18 protein-coding genes are annotated in these 23,690 nt (G+C 72.8%); 15 read left to right on the top strand and 3 right to left on the bottom strand.

Features of this window, described 5'->3' with window-relative positions; translation table 11 throughout:
* Nucleotides 1-46 precede the first annotated feature (46 nt).
* The 8 genes from ACZ3IL_RS00340 to ACZ3IL_RS00305 all read left to right on the top strand — a co-directional run bounded on the left by ACZ3IL_RS00340 (nucleotide 47) and on the right by ACZ3IL_RS00305 (nucleotide 9,766).
* On the top strand, nucleotides 47-1,564 hold the full coding sequence (locus ACZ3IL_RS00340; protein WP_467385351.1) for a gamma-aminobutyraldehyde dehydrogenase: 1,518 nt from the start codon (nucleotides 47-49) through the stop codon (nucleotides 1,562-1,564).
* A gap of 73 nt (nucleotides 1,565-1,637) precedes the next feature.
* The gene (locus ACZ3IL_RS00335; RefSeq protein ID WP_467385350.1) at nucleotides 1,638-2,885 is read left to right on the top strand and encodes an ABC transporter substrate-binding protein; all 1,248 of its coding nucleotides are present in this window, start codon (nucleotides 1,638-1,640) and stop codon (nucleotides 2,883-2,885) included.
* Between the two features lie 42 nt (nucleotides 2,886-2,927).
* Nucleotides 2,928-4,076, top strand: a complete 1,149-nt coding sequence (locus ACZ3IL_RS00330) for an ABC transporter ATP-binding protein (protein ID WP_467385349.1) — start codon at nucleotides 2,928-2,930, stop codon at nucleotides 4,074-4,076.
* Nucleotides 4,073-5,005, top strand: coding sequence for an ABC transporter permease (locus ACZ3IL_RS00325; protein ID WP_467385348.1), 933 nt, complete (start codon nucleotides 4,073-4,075; stop codon nucleotides 5,003-5,005). Before ACZ3IL_RS00330 ends, ACZ3IL_RS00325 begins: the two co-directional genes overlap by 4 nt.
* The gene (locus ACZ3IL_RS00320) at nucleotides 5,005-5,802 is read left to right on the top strand and encodes an ABC transporter permease (protein WP_467385347.1); all 798 of its coding nucleotides are present in this window, start codon (nucleotides 5,005-5,007) and stop codon (nucleotides 5,800-5,802) included. The genes ACZ3IL_RS00325 and ACZ3IL_RS00320 overlap by 1 nt, the downstream gene beginning before the upstream one ends.
* Nucleotides 5,803-5,838: 36 nt before the next feature.
* The gene (locus ACZ3IL_RS00315) at nucleotides 5,839-7,257 is read left to right on the top strand and encodes an NAD(P)/FAD-dependent oxidoreductase (protein WP_467385346.1); all 1,419 of its coding nucleotides are present in this window, start codon (nucleotides 5,839-5,841) and stop codon (nucleotides 7,255-7,257) included.
* Between the two features lie 115 nt (nucleotides 7,258-7,372).
* Nucleotides 7,373-7,882, top strand: a complete 510-nt coding sequence (locus ACZ3IL_RS00310; RefSeq protein WP_467385345.1) for a hypothetical protein — start codon at nucleotides 7,373-7,375, stop codon at nucleotides 7,880-7,882.
* Between the two features lie 66 nt (nucleotides 7,883-7,948).
* A complete protein-coding gene (locus tag ACZ3IL_RS00305; RefSeq protein ID WP_467385344.1) occupies nucleotides 7,949-9,766 on the top strand; it encodes a chitinase in 1,818 nt (605 codons plus the stop codon).
* Here ACZ3IL_RS00305 and ACZ3IL_RS00300 read toward each other — a convergent pair.
* Together ACZ3IL_RS00300 and gabT are read right to left on the bottom strand one after the other, a co-directional pair.
* Nucleotides 9,687-10,244 carry a phosphatase PAP2 family protein gene (locus ACZ3IL_RS00300; RefSeq protein WP_467385343.1) on the bottom strand — a complete coding sequence of 186 codons (558 nt, stop codon included), beginning with the start codon at nucleotides 10,242-10,244 and terminating at the stop codon, nucleotides 9,687-9,689. The two genes, ACZ3IL_RS00305 and ACZ3IL_RS00300, sit on opposite strands and share 80 nt — an antisense overlap.
* 334 nt (nucleotides 10,245-10,578) lie before the next feature.
* Nucleotides 10,579-11,913, bottom strand: a complete 1,335-nt coding sequence (gene gabT / locus ACZ3IL_RS00295) for a 4-aminobutyrate--2-oxoglutarate transaminase (protein ID WP_467385342.1) — start codon at nucleotides 11,911-11,913, stop codon at nucleotides 10,579-10,581.
* A 656-nt stretch (nucleotides 11,914-12,569) separates the two neighbouring features.
* Between gabT and ACZ3IL_RS00290 the strand changes: the two genes are divergently transcribed.
* Together ACZ3IL_RS00290 and ACZ3IL_RS00285 are read left to right on the top strand one after the other, a co-directional pair.
* Nucleotides 12,570-14,705 (top strand): type IV secretory system conjugative DNA transfer family protein, encoded by a 2,136-nt coding sequence (locus ACZ3IL_RS00290; RefSeq protein ID WP_467385341.1) that lies wholly within the window; start codon nucleotides 12,570-12,572, stop codon nucleotides 14,703-14,705.
* Between the two features lie 83 nt (nucleotides 14,706-14,788).
* Complete coding sequence (locus ACZ3IL_RS00285; protein WP_467385340.1) at nucleotides 14,789-16,342, top strand: PucR family transcriptional regulator; 1,554 nt, start codon at nucleotides 14,789-14,791, stop codon at nucleotides 16,340-16,342.
* A 44-nt stretch (nucleotides 16,343-16,386) separates the two neighbouring features.
* Here ACZ3IL_RS00285 and ACZ3IL_RS00280 read toward each other — a convergent pair whose 3' ends face one another.
* Nucleotides 16,387-16,605: a hypothetical protein gene (locus tag ACZ3IL_RS00280; RefSeq protein ID WP_467385339.1), complete on the bottom strand. Its 219-nt coding sequence runs from the start codon at nucleotides 16,603-16,605 to the stop codon at nucleotides 16,387-16,389.
* Nucleotides 16,606-16,810: 205 nt separating this feature from the next.
* On the opposite strand from ACZ3IL_RS00280, the gene ACZ3IL_RS00275 reads away from it, so the two are divergent.
* From ACZ3IL_RS00275 to ACZ3IL_RS00255, 5 genes are all read left to right on the top strand, one after another.
* A complete protein-coding gene (locus ACZ3IL_RS00275; RefSeq protein WP_467385338.1) occupies nucleotides 16,811-17,770 on the top strand; it encodes an EamA family transporter in 960 nt (319 codons plus the stop codon).
* Between the two features lie 289 nt (nucleotides 17,771-18,059).
* Nucleotides 18,060-19,505, top strand: coding sequence for an aldehyde dehydrogenase family protein (locus ACZ3IL_RS00270; RefSeq protein WP_467385337.1), 1,446 nt, complete (start codon nucleotides 18,060-18,062; stop codon nucleotides 19,503-19,505).
* A 262-nt stretch (nucleotides 19,506-19,767) separates the two neighbouring features.
* Complete coding sequence (aroA, locus tag ACZ3IL_RS00265) at nucleotides 19,768-21,003, top strand: 3-phosphoshikimate 1-carboxyvinyltransferase (protein ID WP_467385336.1); 1,236 nt, start codon at nucleotides 19,768-19,770, stop codon at nucleotides 21,001-21,003.
* A 34-nt stretch (nucleotides 21,004-21,037) separates the two neighbouring features.
* Nucleotides 21,038-22,288, top strand: coding sequence for a 1-deoxy-D-xylulose-5-phosphate reductoisomerase (gene dxr, locus ACZ3IL_RS00260; protein WP_467385335.1), 1,251 nt, complete (start codon nucleotides 21,038-21,040; stop codon nucleotides 22,286-22,288).
* Entirely contained in the window at nucleotides 22,285-23,595 is a 1,311-nt protein-coding gene (locus ACZ3IL_RS00255) for a M50 family metallopeptidase (RefSeq protein ID WP_467385334.1), read from the top strand. Before dxr ends, ACZ3IL_RS00255 begins: the two co-directional genes overlap by 4 nt.
* Nucleotides 23,596-23,690: the final 95 nt, after the last annotated feature.

Below are 23,690 nucleotides of genomic sequence, written 5' to 3'. Positions count from 1 at the left end.
CTGTCAGGATCGGCACTCAATTCGAGCTGGGACAACGGAGAGCGCCATGAGCAACCGCTTCCAGGCGACGGACCGCTTCGCGGACGGCGCGCAGTACATCGGCGGGCGGCTCCGCCCCGGAACGTCCGGCCGGGAGCACGGCGTGATCGACCCGGCGACCGGCGAGAGCGTGTACACCTACGCCCTCGCCTCCACCGCCGACGTGGACGAGGCCGTCGCCGCCGCCGGAGCCGCCTTCCCGGCCTGGGCGGGCGCCACCCCGGGCGAACGCTCCGACGCGCTGCACCGCCTCGCCGGGGTCCTCACGGAGTGGGCGGAGGACCTCGCCGCGGCCGAGTCCCTCCAGTGCGGCAAGCCGCTCAAGCTCACCACCGGGTTCGACGTGCCCGGCACGATCGACAACACGGTCTTCTTCGCGGGGGCCGCCCGCCACCTCCAGGGCCAGTCGGCCGCCGAGTACAGCGGCGACCACACCTCGTACGTCCGGCGCGAGCCGATCGGCGTCGTCGGCTCCATCGCCCCCTGGAACTACCCCCTCCAGATGGCCGCCTGGAAGATCCTCCCCGCGATCGCCGCCGGCAACACGATCGTCCTGAAGCCGTCCGAGCTGACCCCGCTGACCTCCCTGATGTTCGCGCAGGCGGCGAAGGAGGCCGGCATCCCCGACGGGGTCGTCAACGTCGTCAACGGCACGGGGCGGACCGCCGGCGAACACCTCGTCGGACATCCCGGCGTCGCCATGACCTCCTTCACCGGGTCCACCCCCGTCGGCAGGCGGGTCGCCGGGATCGCCACCGCCACCGTGAAGCGGCTCCACCTCGAACTCGGCGGCAAGGCCCCGTTCCTCGTCTTCGACGACGCCGACCCGGAGGCCGCCGCCCACGGCGCCGTCGCCGCCTCCCTCATCAACAGCGGCCAGGACTGCACCGCCGCCACGCGGGCGTACGTCCAGCGCCCGCTCTTCGACGCCTTCGTCGCCCGGGTCGCCGCCCTCATGGAGACCGTCCGCCTCGGCGACCCCTTCGAGCCGGACACCGACCTCGGCCCGCTCGTCAGCCACCGCCACCGGGACGCCGTCGCGGGCTTCGTCGAACGCGCCCGCGCGTCCGCCACCGTCGTCACCGGAGGCGAAGCCCCTGGTGGAGAGCTCGAGAACGGCGCATACTACCGTCCCACCCTGATCACCGGCGCGGCGCAGGACAGCGAGGTCGTGCAGTCGGAGATCTTCGGTCCGGTCCTGGTGGCCCTGCCCTTCGACACCGACGACGAGGGCATCCGGCTCGCCAACGACACCCCCTACGGCCTCGCCGCCTCCGCGTGGAGCCGTGACGTCTACCGGGCCAACCGCGCCACGCGGGAGCTCAGGGCGGGATGCGTGTGGGTCAACGACCACATCCCGATCATCAGCGAGATGCCCCACGGCGGCGCCAAGGCCTCCGGCTACGGAAAGGACATGTCGGCCTACTCCTTCGAGGAGTACACCCAGGTCAAGCACGTGATGTTCGACAACACCGCGGTGGCGGCCAAGGACTGGCACCGCACCGTCTTCGGGGACCGTCCGTAATCGACACGCGGCCACCGCCGTGTGGAGTCCGCCGCCCGACCAGCGGCCCATCCCTCCCGAAAGGGCACAGCGCATGGAGCAGTACGAGCCCGACAGCCTGTCCGCCGCGCAGCGCGCGGCGATGCGGCGCAGCCTGACGAGCGGCAGGGGCGCCCTCAGCCGCCGCTCGGTGCTGCGCGCGGGCGGCGTCGGCGCGCTCACCGCCGGCGGCCTCGCCGGCCTGAGCGCCTGTGGCATCCCGCCCGCCAAGCGGGAGGGCGGCGGCGCCGCCTCCATCGACGACTCGGCCAGGGAGAAGACCGTCGCCTTCTCCAACTGGACCGAGTACATGGACGTCAGCGAGGACGAGAAGTCCCGCCCCACCCTGGAGGCGTTCACCCGGCGCACCGGGATACAGGTCAAGTACACCGAGGACATCAACGACAACGTCGAGTTCTTCGGCAAGATCAAGCCGCAGCTCGCGGCCGGCCAGGACACCGGCCGCGACCTCATCTGCGTCACCGACTGGCTCGCCGCCCGGATGATCCGGCTCGGCTGGGTGCAGAAGCTCGACCCCGCGAACCTCCCCCACGCGTACACGAACCTCTCCGCCCAGTTCCGCAACCCCGACTGGGACCCGGGCCGCGCCCACTCCTACCCCTGGACCGGCATCTCCACCGTCATCGCGTACAACGTGAAGGCGACCGGCGGGAAGAAGGTCGACTCCGTCACCCAGCTCCTGGACGACCCCTCCCTCAAGGGCCGGGTCGGCTTCCTCACCGAGATGCGCGACTCCGTCGGCATGACCCTGCTCGACCTCGGCAAGGACCCGGGCGCCTTCACGGACGCCGACTACGACGCGGCGATCGGCCGCCTCCAGAAGGGCGTCGACAAGAAGCAGATACGCCGTTTCACCGGCAACGACTACACGTCCGACCTCGACAAGGGCGACCTCGCCGCCTGCCTCGCCTGGGCCGGCGACATCATCCAGCTCCAGGCGGACAACCCCGACATCCGGTACGCCATCCCCTCCGCCGGCTACGTCACCGGGACCGACAACCTGCTCGTGCCCGCGCAGTCCCGGCACAAGGCCAACGCCGAGAAGCTCATCGACCACTACTACCAGCTCCCGGTCGCCGCGCAGCTCGCCGCGTACATCAACTACGTCTGCCCCGTCGACGGGGTGAGGGACGAACTCGCCAAGATCGACCCCGCGCTCGCGGACAACACGCTGATCCTCCCCGACCGGGCCATGGCCGCGAAGTCGCACGCCTTCCGCCTGCTCACCAGCGCGGAGGAGACGGCGTACGAGGAGAAGTTCGCCAAGCTCATCGGCGCCTGAGTCCGGCCTCGTCCACCCCTCTCACCCCCGGGACCACACCCCATGACCGACAAGAACACCGGCGGCGACGTCCGTCTCACCGGGATCAGCAAGACGTACGGCTCCTTCACCGCCGTCCACCCGCTCGACCTGACCGTCCCCCAGGGCTCCTTCTTCGCCCTGCTCGGCGCCTCCGGCTGCGGCAAGACCACCACCCTGCGCATGATCGCCGGCCTGGAGGACCCCACCACCGGCACCGTCTTCCTCGGCGACACCGACGTCACCGGCCTCCCGCCCTACAAGCGGCCGGTCAACACCGTCTTCCAGTCCTACGCGCTCTTCCCGCACATGGACATCTCCGAGAACATCGCCTTCGGCCTGCGCCGCCGGGGCGTCAAGGACGTGAAGAAGCAGGTCGGCGAGATGCTGGAACTCGTCCAGCTCGGAGACAAGGCCCGGCACAAGCCGCACCAGCTCTCCGGCGGCCAGCAGCAGCGCGTCGCCGTGGCCCGCGCCCTCATCAACCACCCGCAGGTGCTCCTCCTGGACGAGCCGCTCGGAGCCCTCGACCTCAAGCTGCGCCGTCAGATGCAGCTGGAGCTGAAGCGCATCCAGACCGAGGTCGGCATCACCTTCGTGCACGTCACCCACGACCAGGAGGAGGCCATGACCATGGCCGACCAGGTCGCGGTGATGAACGGCGGCCGGGTCGAACAGCTCGGCGCCCCCGCCGACCTCTACGAGAACCCGCGGACCACCTTCGTCGCCAACTTCCTCGGCACCTCCAACCTCATCGAGGCCGAGGTCCTGGAGACCGGTTCCGACGTGCTCGTCACGGCGGGCGGCGGCAGGCTCAGGGTCCCCGGCGACCGCTGCGCCCCCGCCGTCCGCGCGGGCGGCAAGGTGCTCGTGGGCGTCCGCCCCGAGAAGATCTCGCTCGCGCACGCCGACGACGCGGGCTCGATCGCCGACGGCCGCAACCGGGTCACCGGCCGGATCGTCGACTCCTCGTTCATCGGGGTCTCCACCCAGTACGTGGTGGACGGCCCGGCGGGCACCGGCCTCCAGGTGTACGAGCAGAACATCGAACGCGACACGCGCCTGGTCCCGGGCGCCGGGGTGGTCCTGCACTGGAACCCGGCCCACACCTTCGGGCTGGACGCCGGCCAGGCCATCGACGCGGGCGTGGAGAGCGTGGAGGACGCCGGATGAGCGCTCCCGTCCTCACGAAGGAGACGCCGGAGACGGCCGGGGAACCGGCCCCGCGCCGGCCCTCGGCCCGCAGGCGGCTCGTCCCGTACTGGCTGCTGCTGCCCGGCATCGTCTGGCTCGTCGTCTTCTTCGCCCTGCCGCTGGTCTACCAGGCCTCGACCTCGGTCCAGACCGGCTCCCTCGAAACGGGCTTCCAGGTCACCTGGCACCTCCAGACCTACTGGGAGGCCCTCCGGGAGTACTGGCCGCAGTTCGTCCGCTCCCTGCTCTACGCCGGGACCGCGACCCTGATCTGCCTGCTGCTCGGCTATCCGCTCGCGTACCTGATCGCCTTCCGGGCCGGCCGCTGGCGCAACCTGCTCCTCGTCCTCGTCATCGCCCCCTTCTTCACCAGCTTCCTCATCCGGACCCTGGCCTGGAAGACGATCCTGGCGGACGACAGCCCCGTGGTCGGCGCGCTGAACGCGCTGCACCTCCTCGACGTGACGAGCTGGCTCGGCTGGACCGAGGGCGACCGCGTGCTCGCCACCCCGATGGCGGTGGTCTGCGGCCTGACGTACAACTTCCTGCCCTTCATGATCCTGCCCCTCTACACCTCCCTGGAGCGGATCGACGGACGGCTGCACGAGGCCGCGCGGGACCTGTACGCCTCCCCGGCCACCACCTTCCGCAAGGTGACCTTCCCGCTGTCGATGCCCGGCGTCGTCTCCGGCACCCTGCTCACCTTCATCCCGGCGAGCGGCGACTACGTCAACGCCGAACTGCTCGGCTCGACCGACACCAAGATGGTCGGCAACGTCATCCAGTCGCAGTTCCTGCGGGTCCTCGACTACCCGACGGCCGCCGCGCTCTCCTTCATCCTCATGGCGGTCGTCCTCGTCATGGTCACCGTCTACATCCGCCGTGCCGGAACGGAGGACCTGGTCTGATGCGCTGGGTACGACGCAACCTCGTCGTCGTCGCGGGCCTGCTGACGCTCGCGTACATGATCCTGCCGAACCTCGTCGTCATGGCGTTCTCGTTCAACAAGCCGAACGGGCGCTTCAACTACTCCTGGCAGCAGTTCTCCCTGGACGCCTGGAAGGACCCCTGCGGGGTCGCCGACATGTGCCAGTCGCTGTCGCTCTCGATCCAGCTCGCGGCCTGGGCCACCCTCGGCGCCGTCGCCCTCGGCACCGCGATCGCCTTCGCGCTCGTCCGCTACCGCTTCCGGGCGCGCGGCGCGGTCAACTCGCTGATCTTCCTGCCGATGGCGATGCCCGAGGTCGTCATGGCCGCCTCCCTGCTCACCCTCTTCCTCAACATGGGGATCGAGCTGGGCTTCTGGACGGTCCTGATCGCCCACGTCACGTTCTGCCTGTCGTTCGTCGTGACGGCGGTCAAGGCGCGGGTCATGTCCATGGACCCGCGCCTGGAGGAGGCCGCGCGCGACCTCTACGCGGGTCCCGCGCAGACCTTCCTGCGGGTCACCCTGCCGATCGCCGCGCCCGGCATCGCCGCCGGCGCGCTGCTCGCCTTCGCGCTCTCGTTCGACGACTTCATCATCACCAACTTCAACGCGGGTCCCTCCACCGTCACGTTCCCCATGTTCGTCTGGGGCTCGGCACAGCGCGGCACCCCCGTTCAGATCAACGTCATCGGCACCGCGATGTTCGTCCTCGCGGTCCTGGTGGTCATGGCCGGACAGATCATCACGAACCGGCGCAAGAAAACAGCGACGGCCTGAGCGAAGACCGCCCAGGCACCGAAGGAGTTGGAAACCATGGCCCCAGCCGCCATGCGTCTCGCCGCCCGCTCTCTCTCCGACGCCCAGCCCGTCCCCTTCTGGCTGGAAGACCCCGGCAAGCCGGGAGCCCTGCCCGCCCTCACCGGCACCGAGAAGTGCGACCTCCTCGTGGTCGGCGGCGGTTACAGCGGACTGTGGACCGCGCTCCTCGCCAAGGAGCGCGACCCCTCCCGGGACGTCGTCCTGATCGAGGGGCGCGAGGTGGGCTGGGCCGCCTCGGGCCGCAACGGGGGCTTCTGCGCGGCCTCCCTCACCCACGGCTTCGGCAACGGGCTCGCCCGCTGGCCGGACGAGCTGCCGAAGCTGGAGGAGCTGGGCCGGCGGAACCTCGACGCCATCGGGGAGGCCGTCGACCGCTACTCCCTGGACTGCGACTTCGAGCGCACCGGCGAGATCGACGTGGCCACCGAACCGCACCAGCTCGAAGAGCTGGCCGGGACGTACGGGCAGATGGAACGGCTCGGGCTCGCGGACGGCCTCGAACTCCTCGACCGGGACGCCGTGCGCGCCGAGGTCGACTCCCCGACCTTCCTCGGCGGCCTCTGGGACCGCCGAGGCGTCGCCATGCTGCACCCCGCCCGACTGGCCTGGGGCCTCAAGCGGGCCTGTCTCGGCCTGGGCGTCCGGATCTTCGAGAACACCCCGGGCCTCGAACTGGCCTCCTTCGGCGCCGGCATGGGCGTGCGCACCCCGTACGGCAGGGTCGTCACCCGCCGGGTCGCCCTCGGCACCAACGTCTTCCCGTCCCTGGTCAGGCGCGTCCGGCCCTACACGGTCCCGGTCTACGACTACGCCCTGACGACCGAGCCGCTCACCCCCGGTCAGCTCGCCTCCATCGGCTGGCGGAACCGGCAGGGACTCGGCGACTCCGCCAACCGGTTCCACTACTTCCGGCTCACCCCCGACCACCGCGTCCTCTGGGGCGGCTACGACGCGATCTACCCCTTCGGCGGCAAGGTCAGCGCCGAGCGGGACCACCGCCCCGAGACCTACCTCAAGCTCGCCGAGCACTTCTTCCGGTGCTTTCCGCAGCTGGAGGGCGTCCGCTTCAGCCACGCCTGGGGCGGGGCGATCGACACCTGCTCCCGCTTCTCGGCCTTCTTCGGCACGGCGCACAAGGGGAAGGTGGCCTACGCCGCCGGGTTCACCGGGCTGGGCGTCGGCGCCACCCGCTTCGGCGCCGACGTGATGCTCGACCTGCTGGCGGGGGAGCGCACCGAGCGCACCGCCCTCGGCATGGTCCGCTCCAAGCCGCTGCCGTTCCCGCCCGAGCCGGTCGCCTGGGCCGGGATCGGCCTCACCAAGTGGTCGCTCGCCCGCGCCGACGAGAACGGGGGCCGGCGCAACCTGTGGCTGAAGGCCATGGACCGCCTGGGCCTCGGTTTCGACAGCTGAGACAGCCGTGTGACATAGGTCACAACCGACGGGTAGGGAAACCGCGTAAGAGGAGCGCCCGTCCCGCCTCTCTCCCCGTGGGGACACCGTGTCCCCGCGGAAGGAGAACGTCGCGATGACTGGTACGGAGGCCGCGAGCGCCAAGAACGCGGTGGAGTGGCTGGCCTCGGTCGCGCCCGACCCCGGCGCCTGCCGGTGGGAGTGGGAGCGCAATCCGCACGGGATCGCGCTGCTGCCCGCCGGCGCGCGGTGGGACGTGCTCATCCTGCCGGCCGCGCTGGGGTACCCCACGCTCGACGTGCTGACCCGCCTGGTCGACCGGCCCGGCCCCGTCCTGGCCGACTTCGGCGACGCCCGGATGGGCTTCTTCGTCCCGCCGGGCACCGCCGCCCGCTGGCTCGGCAGCGGCGTCCGCGGCGCGGGCGCCGGCACCTGGATCGTCGTCCCGTACCCCGGCCGCGTGACCGGAGGGGTGCGCTGGCTGGTGGTGCCGGACGGCACCGGCACGCTCACCGACCCCGCCCTCCTGGAGCTGGCGATGCACGAGGCGGCGGGACGGCTGGCCGGGAGGGAGGGGGAGGACCGGGGAGGGCCGGCGGGGACGCCGCGCGGACAGAGGTCTTGACCGCCTGATTGGTCTGGACCATGCTGTGGCGCGCTCCACCCGATCCCCCCACCCCAGGAGGCAGCCGTGGACCGCTCCAGACCCCTCACCCTGACGCTGGCGGGCGCCCTCGCCGCCGGCGGACTCCTCGCGCTCACCCCCACGGCCCGGGCCGCCGACACCGAACTCGCCCGCAACGGCGGCTTCGAGGCCGGTCTCGACGGCTGGACCTGCACGGCGGGCAGCGGCACCGTCGTCCCGTCGCCCGTACACGGCGGGACGAAGGCCCTCCAGGCCACCCCGGCCGGCGCCGACAACGCCCGCTGCTCCCAGACCGTCACCGTGAGGCCCGGCTCCACGTACACGCTCAGCGGCTGGGTGCGCGGCAGCTACGTCCACCTGGGCGCCACCGGCACCGGCACCACCGACGTCTCCACCTGGACCGGCTCGGCCCCCGACTGGCAGAAGCTCAGCACGAGCTTCACCACGGGCGCCTCCACCACCTCGGTCACGATCCACACCCACGGCTGGTACGGCACCCCCGCCTACCAGGCCGACGACCTCTCCCTGTACGGCCCCGGCGGCGACCCGGTCCAGCTCCCCGCCGCCCCCACCGGGCTCACGGCCGGCTCCCCGACCCCCACCACCGTGCCGCTGACCTGGAACGCCGTCCCCGGCGCCACCTCGTACCACGTCTACCGGGGCACCACGAGGGTCCAGACGGTCACCGGGACCTCCGCCACCGCCACCGGCCTGACCGCCTCCACCGCGTACACCTTCCAGGTCAGCGCCGCGAACGCGGCGGGCGAGTCCCCGAAGTCCGCCCCCGTCACCGCGACCACGACCGCCGGCGGCGGAGGAGGCGACCAGGGCCTGCCCGCCCACGCCCTCGTCGGCTACCTCCACACGAGCTTCGCCAACGGCTCCGGATACGTCCGCATGGCCGACGTCCCCGACTCCTGGGACGTCATCAACCTCGCCTTCGGCGAGCCGACCTCGGTGACCTCGGGCGACATCCGCTTCGCCCTCTGCCCGGCCACCGAATGCCCGAACGTGGAGTCGCCCGCGGAGTTCAAGGCGGCGATCAAGGCCAAACAGGCCGCCGGCAAGAAGGTCCTCATCTCCATCGGCGGCCAGAACGGCCAGGTCCAGCTCGCGACGACGGCCGCCCGCGACGCCTTCGTCTCCTCCGTCTCGAAGATCATCGACGAGTACGGACTCGACGGCCTCGACATCGACTTCGAGGGCCACTCCCTCTCGCTGCAGACCGGCGACACCGACTTCCGCAACCCGACCAGCCCGGTCGTCGTCCACCTGATCCAGGCGGTCAAGACCCTCAAGGCCAGGTACGGGACGAAGTTCGTCCTGACCATGGCCCCGGAGACCTTCTTCGTCCAGCTCGGCCACCAGTACTACGGCTCCGGCCCCTGGGGCGGCCAGGACCCGCGCGCCGGCGCCTACCTGCCCGTCATCCACGCCCTGCGCGACGACCTCACCCTGCTGCACGTCCAGGACTACAACTCGGGCCCCGTCATGGGCCTGGACGGCCAGTACCACTCCATGGGCGGCGCGGACTTCCACATCGCCATGACCGACATGCTCCTCACCGGCTTCCCGGTCGCCGGCGACGCGAACCGCCTCTTCCCGGCGCTCCGCCCCGAACAGGTCGCGATCGGCCTCCCCGCCTCCCCCCAGGCGGGCAACGGCCACACCGCCCCGGCCGAGGTGAACAAGGCCCTGGACTGCCTGACGAAGCAGACCGACTGCGGCTCGTACCGCACCCACGGCACCTGGCCCGCGCTGCGCGGCCTGATGACCTGGTCGATCAACTGGGACCGCTACAACCAGTGGCAGTTCTCGAAGAACTTCGACGCGTACTTCGGGAACGCCGCCAACAGGAGCTGAGGGCCGGCACCCACAGCCCCAGACACAGACTGGCCACCACGTCCAGCGGCCAGTGGTACCCCCGCAGCACCAGACCGGCCCCCGTCACCGCCGTCAGCACGGCGGCGACGGGGACCAGACGGTCCGAGACGAGGAAGGCCGCGCCGAAGTAGGCCACCATCGCGGTGGCCGTGTGACCCGACGGGTAGTAGCCGTGCGCCCACGGCTCCAGCGGCCCGGGCCGGGCGGTCCACTCCTTCAGCGGAATCACGAGGAGGGGTACGGCGGCCATGGCGAGCCACGCGGAGACGGCGGCCCGCCGGTGCCCGCGCCACACCGCGTACGCCGTCGCGCAGCCGAGCACGGGCAGGGCGACGGTCATGTTGCCGAGGTCGGAGGCCAGCTCGCTCAGGGGCCGGGGGACCGTGTCCACCACGGCCCGGGACACCCGCTCGTCGAGCCTGGCCAAGGGGCCGTGGACGAGCACCTGCCAGGTCACGACGGCGAGGGCGACGAGCGCCGAGAGGAGAGCCGGCCGTCCTGGAACAGGGGGGGTTGCGCCAGGACGGCCGAGGGGATGCGGCTGCCGCGCGCCCCGGGGGGTGTGGGGCGGGCGGCCGTCCGATCCGTGAGGAGTGCCGGGGCACGAGGCACCGGCGGCGTGCGCGGAGGCACGGTGTGGGCGGGGCTGGGGAGGCTCCGCCCGGGGTGTTTCTCTCATCCGTGGAAACCGTACGTCAGAGAACCGGGGGCCGACAGCGGGAAACGCGTCCCGCCATCGGCCCCCCACAGACTCTTCACACCATGGCCCCGGGGCCGGTGCGCCGGCCGCGTCAGATGCCGGCGAAGGCGTTCTCGATGATGTCGAGACCCTCGTTCAGCAGGTCCTCGCCGATGACCAGCGGCGGCAGGAAACGGAGCACGTTGCCGTAGGTGCCGCAGGTCAGGACGAGCAGGCCCTCCGCGTGGCAGGCCTTCGCCAGGGCACCGGCGGCCTCCGCGTGCGGCTCCTTGGTGACCGGGTCCTTCACCAGCTCGATGGCGATCATGGCGCCGCGGCCGCGGATGTCGCCGATGACCGGGAACTTCTCCTGCATGGTGGCGAGGCGGGCCTTCATGACCTCCTCGATCCGCCTGGCCTTCCCGTTGAGGTCGAGCTCCTTCATCGTCTCGATGGCGCCGAGCGCACCGGCGCAGGCCACCGGGTTGCCGCCGTAGGTGCCGCCCAGGCCGCCGCCGTGGACGGAGTCCATGATCTCGGCGCGACCGGTGACGGCGGCGAGCGGCAGACCGCCCGCGATGCCCTTGGCGGTGGTGATGAGGTCCGGGACGATGCCCTCGTCCTCACAGGCGAACCACTGGCCGGTGCGGCAGAAGCCCGCCTGGATCTCGTCCGCGACGAAGACGATGCCGTTGTCGTTGGCGAACTTCACGATCGCCGGCAGGAAGCCCTTGGCCGGCTCGATGAAACCGCCCTCGCCGAGGACCGGCTCGATGATGATCGCGGCGACGTTGTCGGCGCCGATCTGCTTGCTGATCTGGTCGATCGCCTGGGCGGCGGCCTCGGGGCCGCAGTTCTCGGCACCGGTGGGCCAGCGGTAGCCGTAGGCCACCGGCACGCGGTACACCTCGGGCGCGAACGGACCGAAGCCCTGCTTGTAGGGCATGTTCTTCGAGGTGAGCGCCATCGTCAGGTTCGTACGGCCGTGGTAGCCGTGGTCGAAGACGACGACGGCCTGGCGCTTGGTGTACGAACGCGCGATCTTGACCGCGTTCTCGACGGCCTCGGCGCCCGAGTTGAACAGCGCCGACTTCTTGGCGTGGTCGCCCGGGGTCAGCTCCGCGAGCGCCTCGCAGACCTCCACGTAGCCCTCGTACGGGGTCACCATGAAACAGGTGTGGGTGAAGTCCTGGAGCTGCGCGGAGGCGCGGCGCACGACGGCCTCGGCGGAGGCGCCGACCGAGGTCACGGCGATGCCGGAACCGAAGTCGATCAGTCGGTTGCCGTCGACGTCCTCGATGATGCCGCCGCCGGCCCGCTTGGTGAAGACGGGCAGCGTGGAGCCCACGCCACCGGCGACCGCGTCGAGGCGGCGGGCCTGAAGCTCCTGCGACTTCGGACCGGGGATGGCGGTGACGACGCGCCGCTCCTGCGGGACAGCGTTCATGCGGGGCTCCTGGGGGTGATCTGGACGCACTTGCGGGTTTCCTCCGCAGGCTAGGCGCGGGGGAGGGGGAGAGGCATGCGCCGATCGGGAGTGGTGGGGGGTGTGTCGTTGTCCGGGATGGACAGGGCGGGGGCGGGGTGGGTGTTCGCGGGGGCCGCGGTTCTGTCGCCCGGCACGCATGGCCGGACATCGTCTGTACAGGTGGTCGAAATCCCTCCGGGAGGTCGGCGGCCCACTAGATTGACGGTGCACAGACGCGGCGACCCGGCTGGTCAGGGGGGCGGAGGTTCATGGAGACCGACGGTACGTACGAGTCACACGACACGAAGGGGGGAGCGGTACCGGGCCCGGCGAGGCCGCCGGTGAGCACCCCCGCGCCCCGTGTTCCCGCCGCTGCCCCGATCCCTCCTGTTCCCCGGACCCCCCCGAGCGTCCCCCCGCGCCCGGCCGCGCTTCCGGATTCCGGTCGGCGGACGGACCTCGGACGCTTCCCTCCTCCGCCGTCCAGGCTCCCGGAAGAGGCTCGGGCGGCGTCCTCGTCCGCCGTCGAGTGGCTGGACGCCCCACGCCCCAAAACCGACCTCGGCATCTGGCGACTCCGGTACGTTCCGCCGTCCCGGAAGACCGAGCAGTTCGCACCGGTGACCTTCTTCGGCATGCTCATTCCCCTGGCCGTCGGACTGCTCATCTGGACGGCCTGGCGGAACAACGTCCTTCCGTACGCGGATTTCGTTTTGCGGGCCTTCACCCCGGACGACTGGTGGCATCCCCTCAGCACCAGGGCAAGGGTCTGGCAAGGCATTGCGGCGCGGGGCGTCTTCGACGGCGTCGTCTTCGTCGGCCTGGTGTGGGGGATGGGAGTCCTCGGCTCCTGGGGAAAGATCGCCCGTTATTACCTCGGCCAGTTCCGTCCGGCCGCGCGTGCCGCCCTGGCGGGCGCCGGGGCCCTCGTCGGCTCGATGCTCGTCCTGTCCGAGGCCCTCCACCTCGGCTGGCACGCGCTGCCCGTCGCCCACCCGATCCTCTATCTCATCGTTCTGGTCACTGGGGACTGGGACATCGCCAAATCACCGTTCGTCATTTACACGGTCTACCTGTTGGTCACGGCGGCGGTCATCTGGCCGTTCGCCCGGGTCGGTGAGTGGAGCAGCTTCTACCGCCAATGGCGAGCTCGGCCCGTCCCTGCGGCTGTTCCGGTCCCCGCCGTCCCGGCCGACCCCGAACTGCCCCGTTCGCAATGGCCCGAACTCAGGGCCGAGGGAGAACACCGTGCCGCCGACCTGCTCGCGGGCGAGCTGGCCGCCGGGCGGATGAATGACGTCGATTGCGCACGGGTGCACCGCGCCTGGCAGCGCGACAAGCAGGATTTCACGCGCCGCGCCGCCCTCGTCGAGTCCCTGCTCCAGCAGGGCGCCGCCGCGCACACGCACCCCTCCGGCGACCGGGACCTGCCGGGTCGCCGGGCCACCCACGACCTGCTCGTCGGCCAGGTCCGCGTCGGCCGGTACGCGGCCGCCGAGGGCACCCCGCCGGAGTACCACGGCGCCGGCCTCGGACTGGACCCCGGCCTCCTCGGCACGTCCCTCCTCGTGGTGGGCCCCTCCGGCGCGGGCAAGACCCGCTCGCTCGTCGCGCCCGTCGTCGAGTCGCTGGCCCTCCAGGCGCTCACCGGCGCCTGTGCCGTCGTCGCGGTCGGCGCGGCCGGGTCCCCGCTCGGCTCCGACGAGGCGTACGACGTCGTGATCCGGCTCGGCGACCCGGCGTCCCCCCACGACCTGGACCTGTACGCGGGGGCCACCGACCCCGACGAGGCCGCGGCCTTCCTGGCCGAGGGGCTCGTCGGGGACATGGAGGGCGTGGAACCCCGGCGCGCCGCCACCGCGCTCGCGCAGCTCATCGGCCCCTACCGGGCGGCGTACGGGCGGTTCCCGGCCGTTCCGGTCCTGCGGGAGCTGCTCGAAGGCCGTCCGGAGGTCCTCAGGACGCTGCTCGACCTTCTGCCGGAGGACGACGCCCCGGCCATGCGCCGCGAGCTGGACTCCCGGCTCCGCCAGATCGGCACCGCGACGGACGTGGGCCCCGTGCTCGCCGACCGGCTCGCCGTCCTCGACCGGCCGGTCTTCGCCGAGTTCTTCGGCGGCGGCCGGGAGACGCGTCCCTTCTCGCTGCGGGCCGTCGCCCAGCACCCGGTGCGGGTGCGGATCGGCCTGCCGCAGGGCGGTCACGAGGAGGCCGCGCGGCTGCTCAACCGGCTGCTGCTGGCCCAGTTCCAGCACGTCACCCGGGACCGTTCCGGGCACGGCCACCTCGCCTGCATGGTGCTCGACGACGCGGCGGGAGCGCTCACCGCCGGGACCGTACGGGGGCTCCAGCGGCTGCGTCCGCAGAACGCGGCCGTCGTCCTGGCCCTCCGTACCCTCACGGAGGTGCCCGAGACCCTGCACGGGCCGCTCCTCGCGGCCGTCGGCTGCCGGATGGCCCTGGCCGGCCTGTCGACCTGGGACGGCCGGGCCTTCGCCGACGCGTGGGGCACCGAACGCGTGGAGACGACCGAAGTGGCCCACCACACCGTCTTCGCCGACCAGCCGATGACCCGCGCCTTCCACGCCCTGCGCAAGCTGGTGACCGGCAAGGCCGTGACCACGGAGGCCGTCACCGTCCGGGAGGTGGAGCGGCAGCGCTGGTCCGCCTCCGACCTCGCCCACGCCGTCCCGCCGGGGCACGCCGTCCTCTCCCTCACCCATGTGCGCGGCGAGCACATGCCGCCCCTCCTCGTCGATCTCCACGGCTGAGCACCCGCCCCCGGGCCCTGGCACAATCGGGGGCGCCGCTCGGCTGAGCGGCGCCCCCTCGCTCAAAGGTCCGACGGTCCCCAATGCCGCCCACCCTCGCCTCGCTCGTCCAGCACTCCGCCCTCAAGCTCGTCGTCCGTGCCGGTGAGGACCGTCTCGACGCACCCGTCCGCTGGGCCCACGTCAGCGAGCTCGCCGATCCCGTCCCCTACATGGAGGGCGGCGAACTCCTCCTCACCACGGCGCTCACCCTCGACGCGGAGGACCTGGAGGCCATGCGCCGCTATGTGCGGCGGCTCCTCGGGGCGGGGGTCGTCGGGCTCGGGTTCGCCGTGGGCGTGAACCACGAGGAGATCCCGGCCGCGCTGCTCGAAGCGGCCCGGGAGGAGCACCTGCCGCTCCTGGAGGTGCCGCGCCGCACCCCGTTCCTGGCCATCAGCAAGGCGGTGTCGGCCGCCATCTCCGCCGACCAGTACCGTGCCGTCACGGCCGGTTTCGAGGTGCAGCGGGAGCTGACCCGGGCCGCGCTCGCCGAGGGGCCCGAGGCCGTCGTCGCCCGGCTCGCGGCGCACGTCGACGGCTGGGCCGCCCTCTACGACGCGTCGGGCCGGCCCGTCGCCGTCTCGCCCGAGTGGGCGGCGCGCCGGGCCGCCCGGCTCACTCCCGACGTGGAGCGGCTCCGGGAGCGGTCCGCCCCCGCGAGCGCGGTGGTCGGCGGTACGGACGACCGCGTCGAACTCCAGTCGCTCGGCACCGGGCGGCGGGTCCGGGGCGCCCTCGCGGTCGGCACCGGCGCGCCCCTCGGCACGGCCGAGCGGTACGCGGTGCACTCCGCGATCGCCCTGCTCACCCTGACCACGGAACGTTCCCGTTCGCTCCAGGCGGCCGAGCAGCGGCTGGGCGCGGCCGTCCTGCGGATGATGCTGGCCGGTCAGCCCGACCACGCGCGCGCGGTGGCGGGCGACGTGTACGGCGGTCTCCTCGACGCCCCGTTCCGGCTGCTCGTCGCCGAGCCGGCCGGCGGCGAGCAGGACGGGGAACCGCCCCTCCCGGTGCTCGCCGAGACCCTGGAGACCGCCGCCGCCCGCGCGGGCGAGGCGGTGCTCGCCGTGCCCGAGGGCGAGCAGCGGCTCGTCGTCCTCGCCGGGGACGGCGGCGCGGTCGCCGCCGCCTGCGCCGGGTACGCGGAGCGGGAGGCGGAGGAGGCCGGTGTCGTCGTCGGCCTCTCGGCCCCGGCGGGTCCCGTCGGCGCCGCCGCGGCGTACAAGCAGGCCGAGCAGGCGCTCTCGGTGGCCCGGCGCCGGGGCAGGGCCCTCGTCGAGCACGAGGACCTGGCGGCGGGTTCGGTCCTGCCGCTCCTCGCCGACGACGCCGTCCGCGCCTTCGCCGACGGGATGCTCCGGTCCCTCCGCGACCACGACGCCACGGGCCGCGGCGACCTGGTGGCCTCCCTGCGCGCCTGGCTCTCCCGGCACGGGCAGTGGGACGCGGCGGCGGCGGACCTGGGCGTCCACCGGCACACCCTGCGCTACCGGATGCGCCGGGTGGAGGAGATCCTGGGCCGTTCCCTGGACGATCCGGACGTGCGGATGGAGCTGTGGCTGGCCCTGAAGGCGACGGGGGAGGGGACGGGGTGATCCCGGGGGACGGGCGGTCCCGGGGCTCGCCGGGTTCCCGGTCCTCAGCCGTCCGAGCCGCCGCCGTCCCCCGGACCGCCGTCCCCCGGACCGCCGTTCCCGCCTCTCCGCCCCCGGCCGCCGGCGCGCACCAGTTCGCCGCCCAGCAGCGTCACGGCGGCCACTCCGCGGGTCCAGCGCGGGCCGCCCCGGACCGCCCACACCACGCAGGCGCACCCGCCCGCGGCGAGGGCCAGTACGGCGATCAGTACGAACACGAACATGTGTCTCCCCCTGGGCGTGTCCTTCGGACCGTGCCGGGCTCGCGGCATCCGGCACGGTCCGAAGAACACGGTCCTGCGGTCCTGCGGTCCCCTTCATCCTTCCACCCCTCTCCCGCTCCCCTCCGCCGCCCGAACCCCGGAGTCCCTGCCCGGAAGCGGGCAAATTCCTGGCCGTCCCCGCCGCAGGCTCCCTACTCTCCTGTTCATGACAGAACCCGCCGCCGATCCGGCCCCCGCCACCCGTACCGCCCTTCCCGTCACACCCCCGGCGCCCGCCCGCCGGATCACCGGCACCGTCTGGGCCGCGCTCGGCATCGTGTACGTCGTGTGGGGGTCCACCTACCTCGGCATCCGGGTCGTCGTCGAGACCCTGCCGCCGTTCCTCTCCGGCGGCGCCCGCTTCGTCACCGCGGGGCTGCTGCTCGCCGGGATCGTCGCCTGGCGCCAGGGCCCCGCCGCCCTCAGGGTCACCCCCCGGCAGCTCGGCTCGGCCCTCCTCGTCGGCCTGCTCCTCATCCTCGGCGGGAACGGGCTCGTCGTCCTCGCGGAGACCTCCATCCCCTCCGGGCTGGCCGCGCTCCTCGTCGCCGCCGTCCCCGTCTGGGTGGTCGTCCTGCGCGTCGCCACCGGCGAACGCCCCGGGCCCGTCGCGGTCGGCGGCGTCCTCCTCGGCCTCGCCGGACTCGGCGTCCTCACCCTGCCCGGCCTGACCGGCGCGGTGCGGATCGGCGGCGTCCTCCTCGTGGTCGCCGCCGCCCTCAGCTGGTCCGTGGGCTCCTTCGTCTCCTCGCGCCTCCCGATGCCCGCCAACCCCTTCGCCACCAGCGCGTACGAGATGGTCGCGGGCGGGCTCGCCGGCATCGCCGTCGGCCTGTTCCGCGGCGAGCACCACGGCCTCGACCCCGCCGAGGTCTCCACCCGTTCCTGGGCGGCCCTCGCCTACCTGATCGTCTTCGGGTCTCTGATCGCCTTCACCGCGTACGCCTGGCTCCTCCGGGCGGCGCCGCTCTCCCTCGTCGCGACCTACGCGTACGTCAACCCCGTCGTCGCGGTCGCCCTCGGCGCCCTCGTCCTGAACGAGGCCCTGACCTGGCCGCTCGTCCTGGGTGGCGCGATCGTCGTGGCCGGGGTCTGCCTGATCGTGTCCACCGAACGGCGCGGCTGACCGCCGCCGGGACCCGCCCCCGGCTCCTCCCCGGTCGACTCGGGACCCGCCCCCGGCTTTTCCTCGACCGGCTCGGACCCGGCCCCCCGGCGCCTCTCCGGCCACTTCGGGGCCCGTCCCCGGCCCTCTCCGGCCCGTTCGGGATTCGCCCCGGCCCCTCTTCGGCCAATTCGGACAGGGCTCCGGCCCCATCACTACAGACCGGACAAACCCGCGCGCCCCGTCCCGGCCCTAACGTGTCACGAGAGCAATCGCTCGCACCCCCCGATACGGAAAGGGCCGGGACGCAATGACGACCACCCACGCCTTCTGGCTCGCCGGCCGCGAGGCCACCGGCGAGGCCACCTTCGACGTCACGAACTCCTTCGACGGGCGTCTGGTCGGCAAGGTCAGCGTGCCCACCGAGGCCCAGGTCGAGGAGGCCGTCGCCGCCGCGCACGCCGTCGTCGACGAATTCGCCGCCACCCCGGCGCACGTCCGCGCCGCCGCCCTCGACCACGTGTCGAAGCGGCTCGCCGAGCGCACCGAGGAGATCGCCCAGCTGATCTCCGCCGAGAACGGCAAGCCCGTCAAGTGGGCCCGCGGCGAGGTCGGCCGCGCCGTCTCCGTCTTCCGTTTCGCCGCCGAGGAGGCCCGCCGCTTCAACGGCGGCGAGGCCCAGCGCCTGGACACCGAGGCCGGCGGCGTGGGCCGGCTCGCGCTGACCCGCCGCATCCCCAAGGGCGTCGTCCTCGGCATCGCGCCGTTCAACTTCCCGCTGAACCTCAGCGCCCACAAGGTCGCCCCGGCCATCGCCGTCGGCGCCCCGATCATCCTCAAGCCGGCCCCGTCGACCCCGATCTCCTCCCTGGTCCTGGGCGAGATCCTGGCCGAGACCGACCTGCCGGCCGGCTCCTGGTCGATCCTGACCGTGCCGAACGACCGGATGCCCGCCCTCGTCCAGGACGAGCGCCTCCCGGTCATCTCCTTCACCGGCTCCGACAAGGTCGGCTACGCCATCCAGGAGTCCGTGCCGCACAAGCACTGCACCCTGGAGCTCGGCGGCAACGCCGCGGCCGTCGTCCTGCCCGACTGGTCCTCGGAGGAGGACCTGGACTGGGCCGCGACCCGCATCGCCACCTTCTCCAACTACCAGGGCGGCCAGTCCTGCATCTCCGTCCAGCGCGTGATCGTCGACTCCTCCGTCCACGACCGCCTGCTGCCGAAGATCGTCGCCGCCGTCGAGGCCCAGGTCACCGGTGACCCGGCGGACGACGCCACCGACGTCGGCCCGCTCGTGGACGAGGCCGCCGCGCGGCGCGTCGAGTCCTGGGTGGACGAGGCCGTCGCGGCCGGCGCCAAGCTCCTGACCGGCGGCAAGCGCGAGGGCGCCACCTACGCCCCGACCGTCCTCACCGACCTCCCGGCCGACGTCACCCTGGCCCGTGCCGAGGTCTTCGGCCCGGTCCTGACGATCGCGAAGGTCGACGGGGAGGCCGAGGCGTTCGCCGCGGCCAACGACTCCGACTTCGGCCTCCAGGCCGGTGTCTTCACCCACGACCTGCAGGCCGCCTTCCGCGCCCACCGCGCCCTGGAGGTCGGCGGCGTGATCATCGGCGACGTCCCCTCGTACCGCGCCGACCAGATGCCGTACGGCGGCGCCAAGCGCTCCGGCGTCGGCCGCGAGGGCGTCCGGTACGCGATGGACGACTACACCTACGAGCGCGTCCTCGTCCTCACGGGCCTCGCCCTGTAGGGCCTTCGGGGCCTGTGCCCCACCCGGACCGGGCGGTCCGGCTCCACTGTGCGGGGAGCCGGGCCGCCTTCCCCCTTTCTCACGGCCTCACGGCCTCACGGCCTCACGGCCTCACGGCCTCACGGCCTCACGGGACCGCCCACCCTTCCGCCCCCTTTCTCTCTCTCACCCCCGCGATTCCCGGCCCCGGCCCGGCCCCCGCCCCGTTCCGGCATCCGGAACGCCGGTCCGTCCGCCCGGCCGGCACGGCAGGATGGCGGCCGTGACCGTCATCGACATCCCGGGCTCCAAGTCCGTCACCGCCCGCGCGCTCTTCCTCGCCGCCGCCGCCGAGGGCACCACGACCCTCCTGCGGCCCCTCGTCTCCGACGACACCGAGGGCTTCGCCGAGGGCCTCGCCGCCCTCGGGTACGCCGTGCGCCGCGAGCCCGGCGCCTGGCACATCGAGGGCCGCCCCGCCGGCCCCGGCGCTGACACCGCCGACGTCTACTGCCGCGACGGCGCCACCACCGCCCGCTTCCTCCCGACCCTCGCCGCCACCGGCCGCGGCACGTACCGGTTCGACGCCTCCGCCCAGATGCGGCGGCGGCCCCTCGGCCCGCTCACCACCGCCCTGCGGACCCTCGGCGTCGACCTGCGGCACGGCGGCGAGGAGGGCCACCACCCGCTCGCCGTCCACGCCCGCGGCGTCAGGGGCGGCGCCCTCACCCTGGACGCCGGGCAGTCCTCCCAGTACCTGACCGCCCTGCTCATGCTCGGCCCGCTCACCGCCGAGGGCCTCGACATCACCGTCACCGACCTGGTCTCGGAGCCGTACGTCGAGATCACCCTCGCCATGATGCGGAGCTTCGGCGCGGACGTGCGGCGGGAGGGGCGCACCTACCGCGTCGCGCCCACCGGCTACCGGGCCAGGACGTACGGCATCGAGCCCGACGCCTCCACGGCCAGTTACTTCTTCGCCGCGGCCGCCCTCGGGCCCGGCCGTTCCGTCACCGTCCCCGGCCTCGGCACCGGCGCCCTCCAGGGCGACCTCGCCTTCGTCGACGTCCTGCGCCGCATGGGCGCCGACGTGGAGGTCACCGCGGACGCCACCACCGTCCGCTCCACCGGCACCCTGCGCGGGCTCACCGTCAACATGCGGGACATCTCCGACACCATGCCGACGCTCGCCGCGATCGCGCCGTTCGCCGACGGCCCGGTCCGCATCGAGGACGTCGCCAACACCCGGGTCAAGGAGTGCGACCGGCTCGACGCCTGCGCCGAGAACCTGCGCCGCCTCGGGATCACCGTCCGCACCGGCCCGGACTGGATCGAGATCCATCCCGGCACGCCCGCGGGGCCGGCCGGGATCGCCACCCGCGGCGACCACCGGATCGTCATGTCCTTCGCGGTCACCGCCCTGCGCACCCCCGGGATCACCTTCGACGACCCCGGCTGCGTGAAGAAGACGTTTCCCGGCTTCCACCGCGTCTTCGACGCGTTCGCCCGCACCCCGTGAAGACCACCCGGGGTTTGCGGCAAGAATGGGGGGCATGACCGACCGTCCCTCACCCCTCGCCGACCCGCACACCGCCTTCGACGCGTCCGAAGGCCGCCGGGACATCGTCGTCCTCGGCTCGACCGGGTCCATCGGCACCCAGGCCGTCGACCTGGTGCTGCGCAACCCCGACCGCTTCCGGGTCACCGCCCTGGCCGCTTCCGGCGGCCGGACCGGACTGCTCGCCGAGCAGGCGCACCGGCTGGGGGTCGCCGCGGTCGCGGTCGCCCGCGAGGAGGCGCTGCCCGAGCTGCGCGAGGCCCTGAAGGCGCGGTACGGCTCCGAGCCCCTGCCGGAACTCCTGGCGGGGCCGGACGCCGCCACGCGGCTGGCCGCCTCCCCGTGCCACACCGTCCTCAACGGCATCACCGGCTCCATCGGCCTCGCGCCGACCCTCGCCGCCCTGGAGGCCGGCCGCACCCTCGCCCTCGCCAACAAGGAGTCGCTGATCGTCGGCGGCCCCCTCGTGAAGGCGCTCGCGAAGCCGGGCCAGATCATCCCGGTCGACTCCGAGCACGCGGCCCTCTTCCAGGCGCTCGCCGCCGGCACCCGCGCCGACGTCCGCAAGCTGGTCGTCACCGCCTCCGGCGGTCCCTTCCGGGGCCGCACGAGGGACGAACTGGCCCACGTCACCCGCGAGGACGCGCTCGCCCATCCCACCTGGGCCATGGGCCCGGTGATCACGGTGAACAGCGCGACCCTGGTGAACAAGGGCCTGGAGGTCATCGAGGCCCACCTCCTCTACGACATCCCCTTCGACCGCATCGAGGTCGTCGTCCACCCACAGTCGTACGTTCACTCGATGGTGGAGTTCACGGACGGTTCCACGCTCGCCCAGGCCACCCCGCCCGACATGCGCGGCCCGATCGCCATCGGCATCGGCTGGCCCGGGCGCGTCCCCGACGCGGCGCCCGCCTTCGACTGGAGCAAGGCGTCCACCTGGGAGTTCTTCCCGCTCGACACCGAGGCCTTCCCGGCCGTCGGCCTGGCCCGGCACGTGGGCGAGCTGGGCGGCACCGCCCCCGCCGTCTTCAACGCCGCCAACGAGGAGTGCGTCGAGGCGTTCCTCGCGGGCCGGCTGCCGTTCAACGGCATCATGGACACGGTCACGACGGTCGTCACGGAGCACGGCACCCCCACCACGGGAACCTCCCTCACCGTGCCGGACGTCCTGGAAGCGGAGACCTGGGCCCGTGCCCGGGCCCGAGAGCTCGCAGCGAAGGCAACAGCGGAGGCCCGCGCATGACCGAAATGCTCCTGTACGCCCTGGGTGTCGTGCTGTTCGCCCTCGGCCTGCTCGTCTCCATCGCCTGGCACGAGCTCGGCCACCTCTCCACGGCCAAGCTCTTCGGCATCCGCGTCCCGCAGTACATGGTCGGCTTCGGCCCCACGATCTGGTCGAAGAAGCGCGGCGAGACCGAGTACGGCATCAAGGCCGTCCCGGCCGGCGGCTACATCCGCATGATCGGCATGTTCCCGCCCGGCGACGACGGACGGATCGAGGCCCGCTCCACCTCGCCCTGGCGCTCCATGATCGAGGACGCCCGCGAGGCCTCCTACGAAGAGCTCCAGGAGGGCGACGAGACCCGGCTGTTCTACACGCGCAAGCCGTGGAAGCGCGTCATCGTGATGTTCGCCGGACCGTTCATGAACCTGGTCCTGGCGGCGGCGCTGTTCTTCGGGTCGATGATGACGCTCGGCGTCGAGGGACCGACGACCCGGGTCGCCGGCGTCCAGAAGTGCGTCATCAAGCTCAGCGAGAAGCGCCAGAACTGCGAGCAGGGCGACCCCGTCTCCCCGGCGTTCGCGGCCGGCCTGAAGGACGGGGACAGGATCCTCGCCCTGAACGGGCGGCCGACGGACGACTGGAACACCCTCTCCGACCGCATCCGCACCGCCGCCGTCGGCCCCGCCACCCTCACCGTCGAGCGGGACGGACGGCGGATCGACCTGCACCCCACCCTCGTCTCCAACAAGGTCGAGAAGAAGGACGCCGACGGCAACGTCGTCCGGCCGGTCCAGTACGTCGACGCCGGGTACCTCGGCTTCCAGCCCCGGTCCGAGGTCGCCGCGCTCAGCTTCGGCGAGACCACCGACCGGATGACCGACCTCCTGGAGACCGGCGTCCACTCGGTCGTCGCCCTCCCGGGCAAGATCCCCGGCCTCTGGGACGCCACCTTCGGCGACGGCGAGCGCGCCGAGGACTCCCCGGTCGGCGTCCTCGGTGCCGCCCGGATCACCGGCGAGCTCATGACCGTGGACGCGCCGCCGGAGCGCATCCTCGTGATGTTCATGAACCTGCTGGTCATGTTCAACGTCTCGCTGTTCCTGTTCAACATGCTCCCGCTGCTGCCGCTCGACGGCGGCCACATCGCGGGCGCCCTGTGGGAGTCCGTGCGCCGCCACGCGGCCCGGATCTTCAAGCGCCCCGACCCCGGCCCGTTCGACGTGGCCAGGCTGATGCCCGCCGCGTACGTGGTGGCCGGCGTCTTCGTCTGCTTCACCCTGCTCGTCCTCGCCGCCGACATCGTCAATCCGGTGAAGCTGACGTGATCCCCGGGGGGCCGGACCCGGTGGTGTCCGGCCCCCCGCCGCCGGGGCGGTAACCTCGGAGACCTGAGCCCGCCGACGCACAACCTTGAGGTTGC

It is taken from the genome of Streptomyces sp. NPDC014907, from assembly GCF_055562975.1.
This window is presented reverse-complemented; position numbering and strand designations above follow the sequence as displayed.

Bases quoted from the DNA above. Each gene is read 5' to 3' on its own strand.
- ACZ3IL_RS00310 (WP_467385345.1), top strand. From the start codon at position 7,373: ATGACTGGTACGGAGGCCGCGAGCGCCAAGAACGCGGTGGAGTGGCTG.
- gabT (WP_467385342.1), bottom strand. From the start codon at position 11,913: ATGAACGCTGTCCCGCAGGAGCGGCGCGTCGTCACCGCCATCCCCGGT.
- ACZ3IL_RS00280 (WP_467385339.1), bottom strand. From the start codon at position 16,605: ATGTTCGTGTTCGTACTGATCGCCGTACTGGCCCTCGCCGCGGGCGGG.
- ACZ3IL_RS00255 (WP_467385334.1), top strand. From the start codon at position 22,285: ATGACCGAAATGCTCCTGTACGCCCTGGGTGTCGTGCTGTTCGCCCTC.
- ACZ3IL_RS00290 (WP_467385341.1), top strand. From the start codon at position 12,570: ATGCTCATTCCCCTGGCCGTCGGACTGCTCATCTGGACGGCCTGGCGG.
- ACZ3IL_RS00325 (WP_467385348.1), top strand. From the start codon at position 4,073: ATGAGCGCTCCCGTCCTCACGAAGGAGACGCCGGAGACGGCCGGGGAA.
- ACZ3IL_RS00335 (WP_467385350.1), top strand. From the start codon at position 1,638: ATGGAGCAGTACGAGCCCGACAGCCTGTCCGCCGCGCAGCGCGCGGCG.
- ACZ3IL_RS00285 (WP_467385340.1), top strand. From the start codon at position 14,789: ATGCCGCCCACCCTCGCCTCGCTCGTCCAGCACTCCGCCCTCAAGCTC.
- ACZ3IL_RS00340 (WP_467385351.1), top strand. From the start codon at position 47: ATGAGCAACCGCTTCCAGGCGACGGACCGCTTCGCGGACGGCGCGCAG.
- dxr (WP_467385335.1), top strand. From the start codon at position 21,038: ATGACCGACCGTCCCTCACCCCTCGCCGACCCGCACACCGCCTTCGAC.
- ACZ3IL_RS00275 (WP_467385338.1), top strand. From the start codon at position 16,811: ATGACAGAACCCGCCGCCGATCCGGCCCCCGCCACCCGTACCGCCCTT.
- ACZ3IL_RS00330 (WP_467385349.1), top strand. From the start codon at position 2,928: ATGACCGACAAGAACACCGGCGGCGACGTCCGTCTCACCGGGATCAGC.
- ACZ3IL_RS00315 (WP_467385346.1), top strand. From the start codon at position 5,839: ATGGCCCCAGCCGCCATGCGTCTCGCCGCCCGCTCTCTCTCCGACGCC.
- ACZ3IL_RS00320 (WP_467385347.1), top strand. From the start codon at position 5,005: ATGCGCTGGGTACGACGCAACCTCGTCGTCGTCGCGGGCCTGCTGACG.
- ACZ3IL_RS00270 (WP_467385337.1), top strand. From the start codon at position 18,060: ATGACGACCACCCACGCCTTCTGGCTCGCCGGCCGCGAGGCCACCGGC.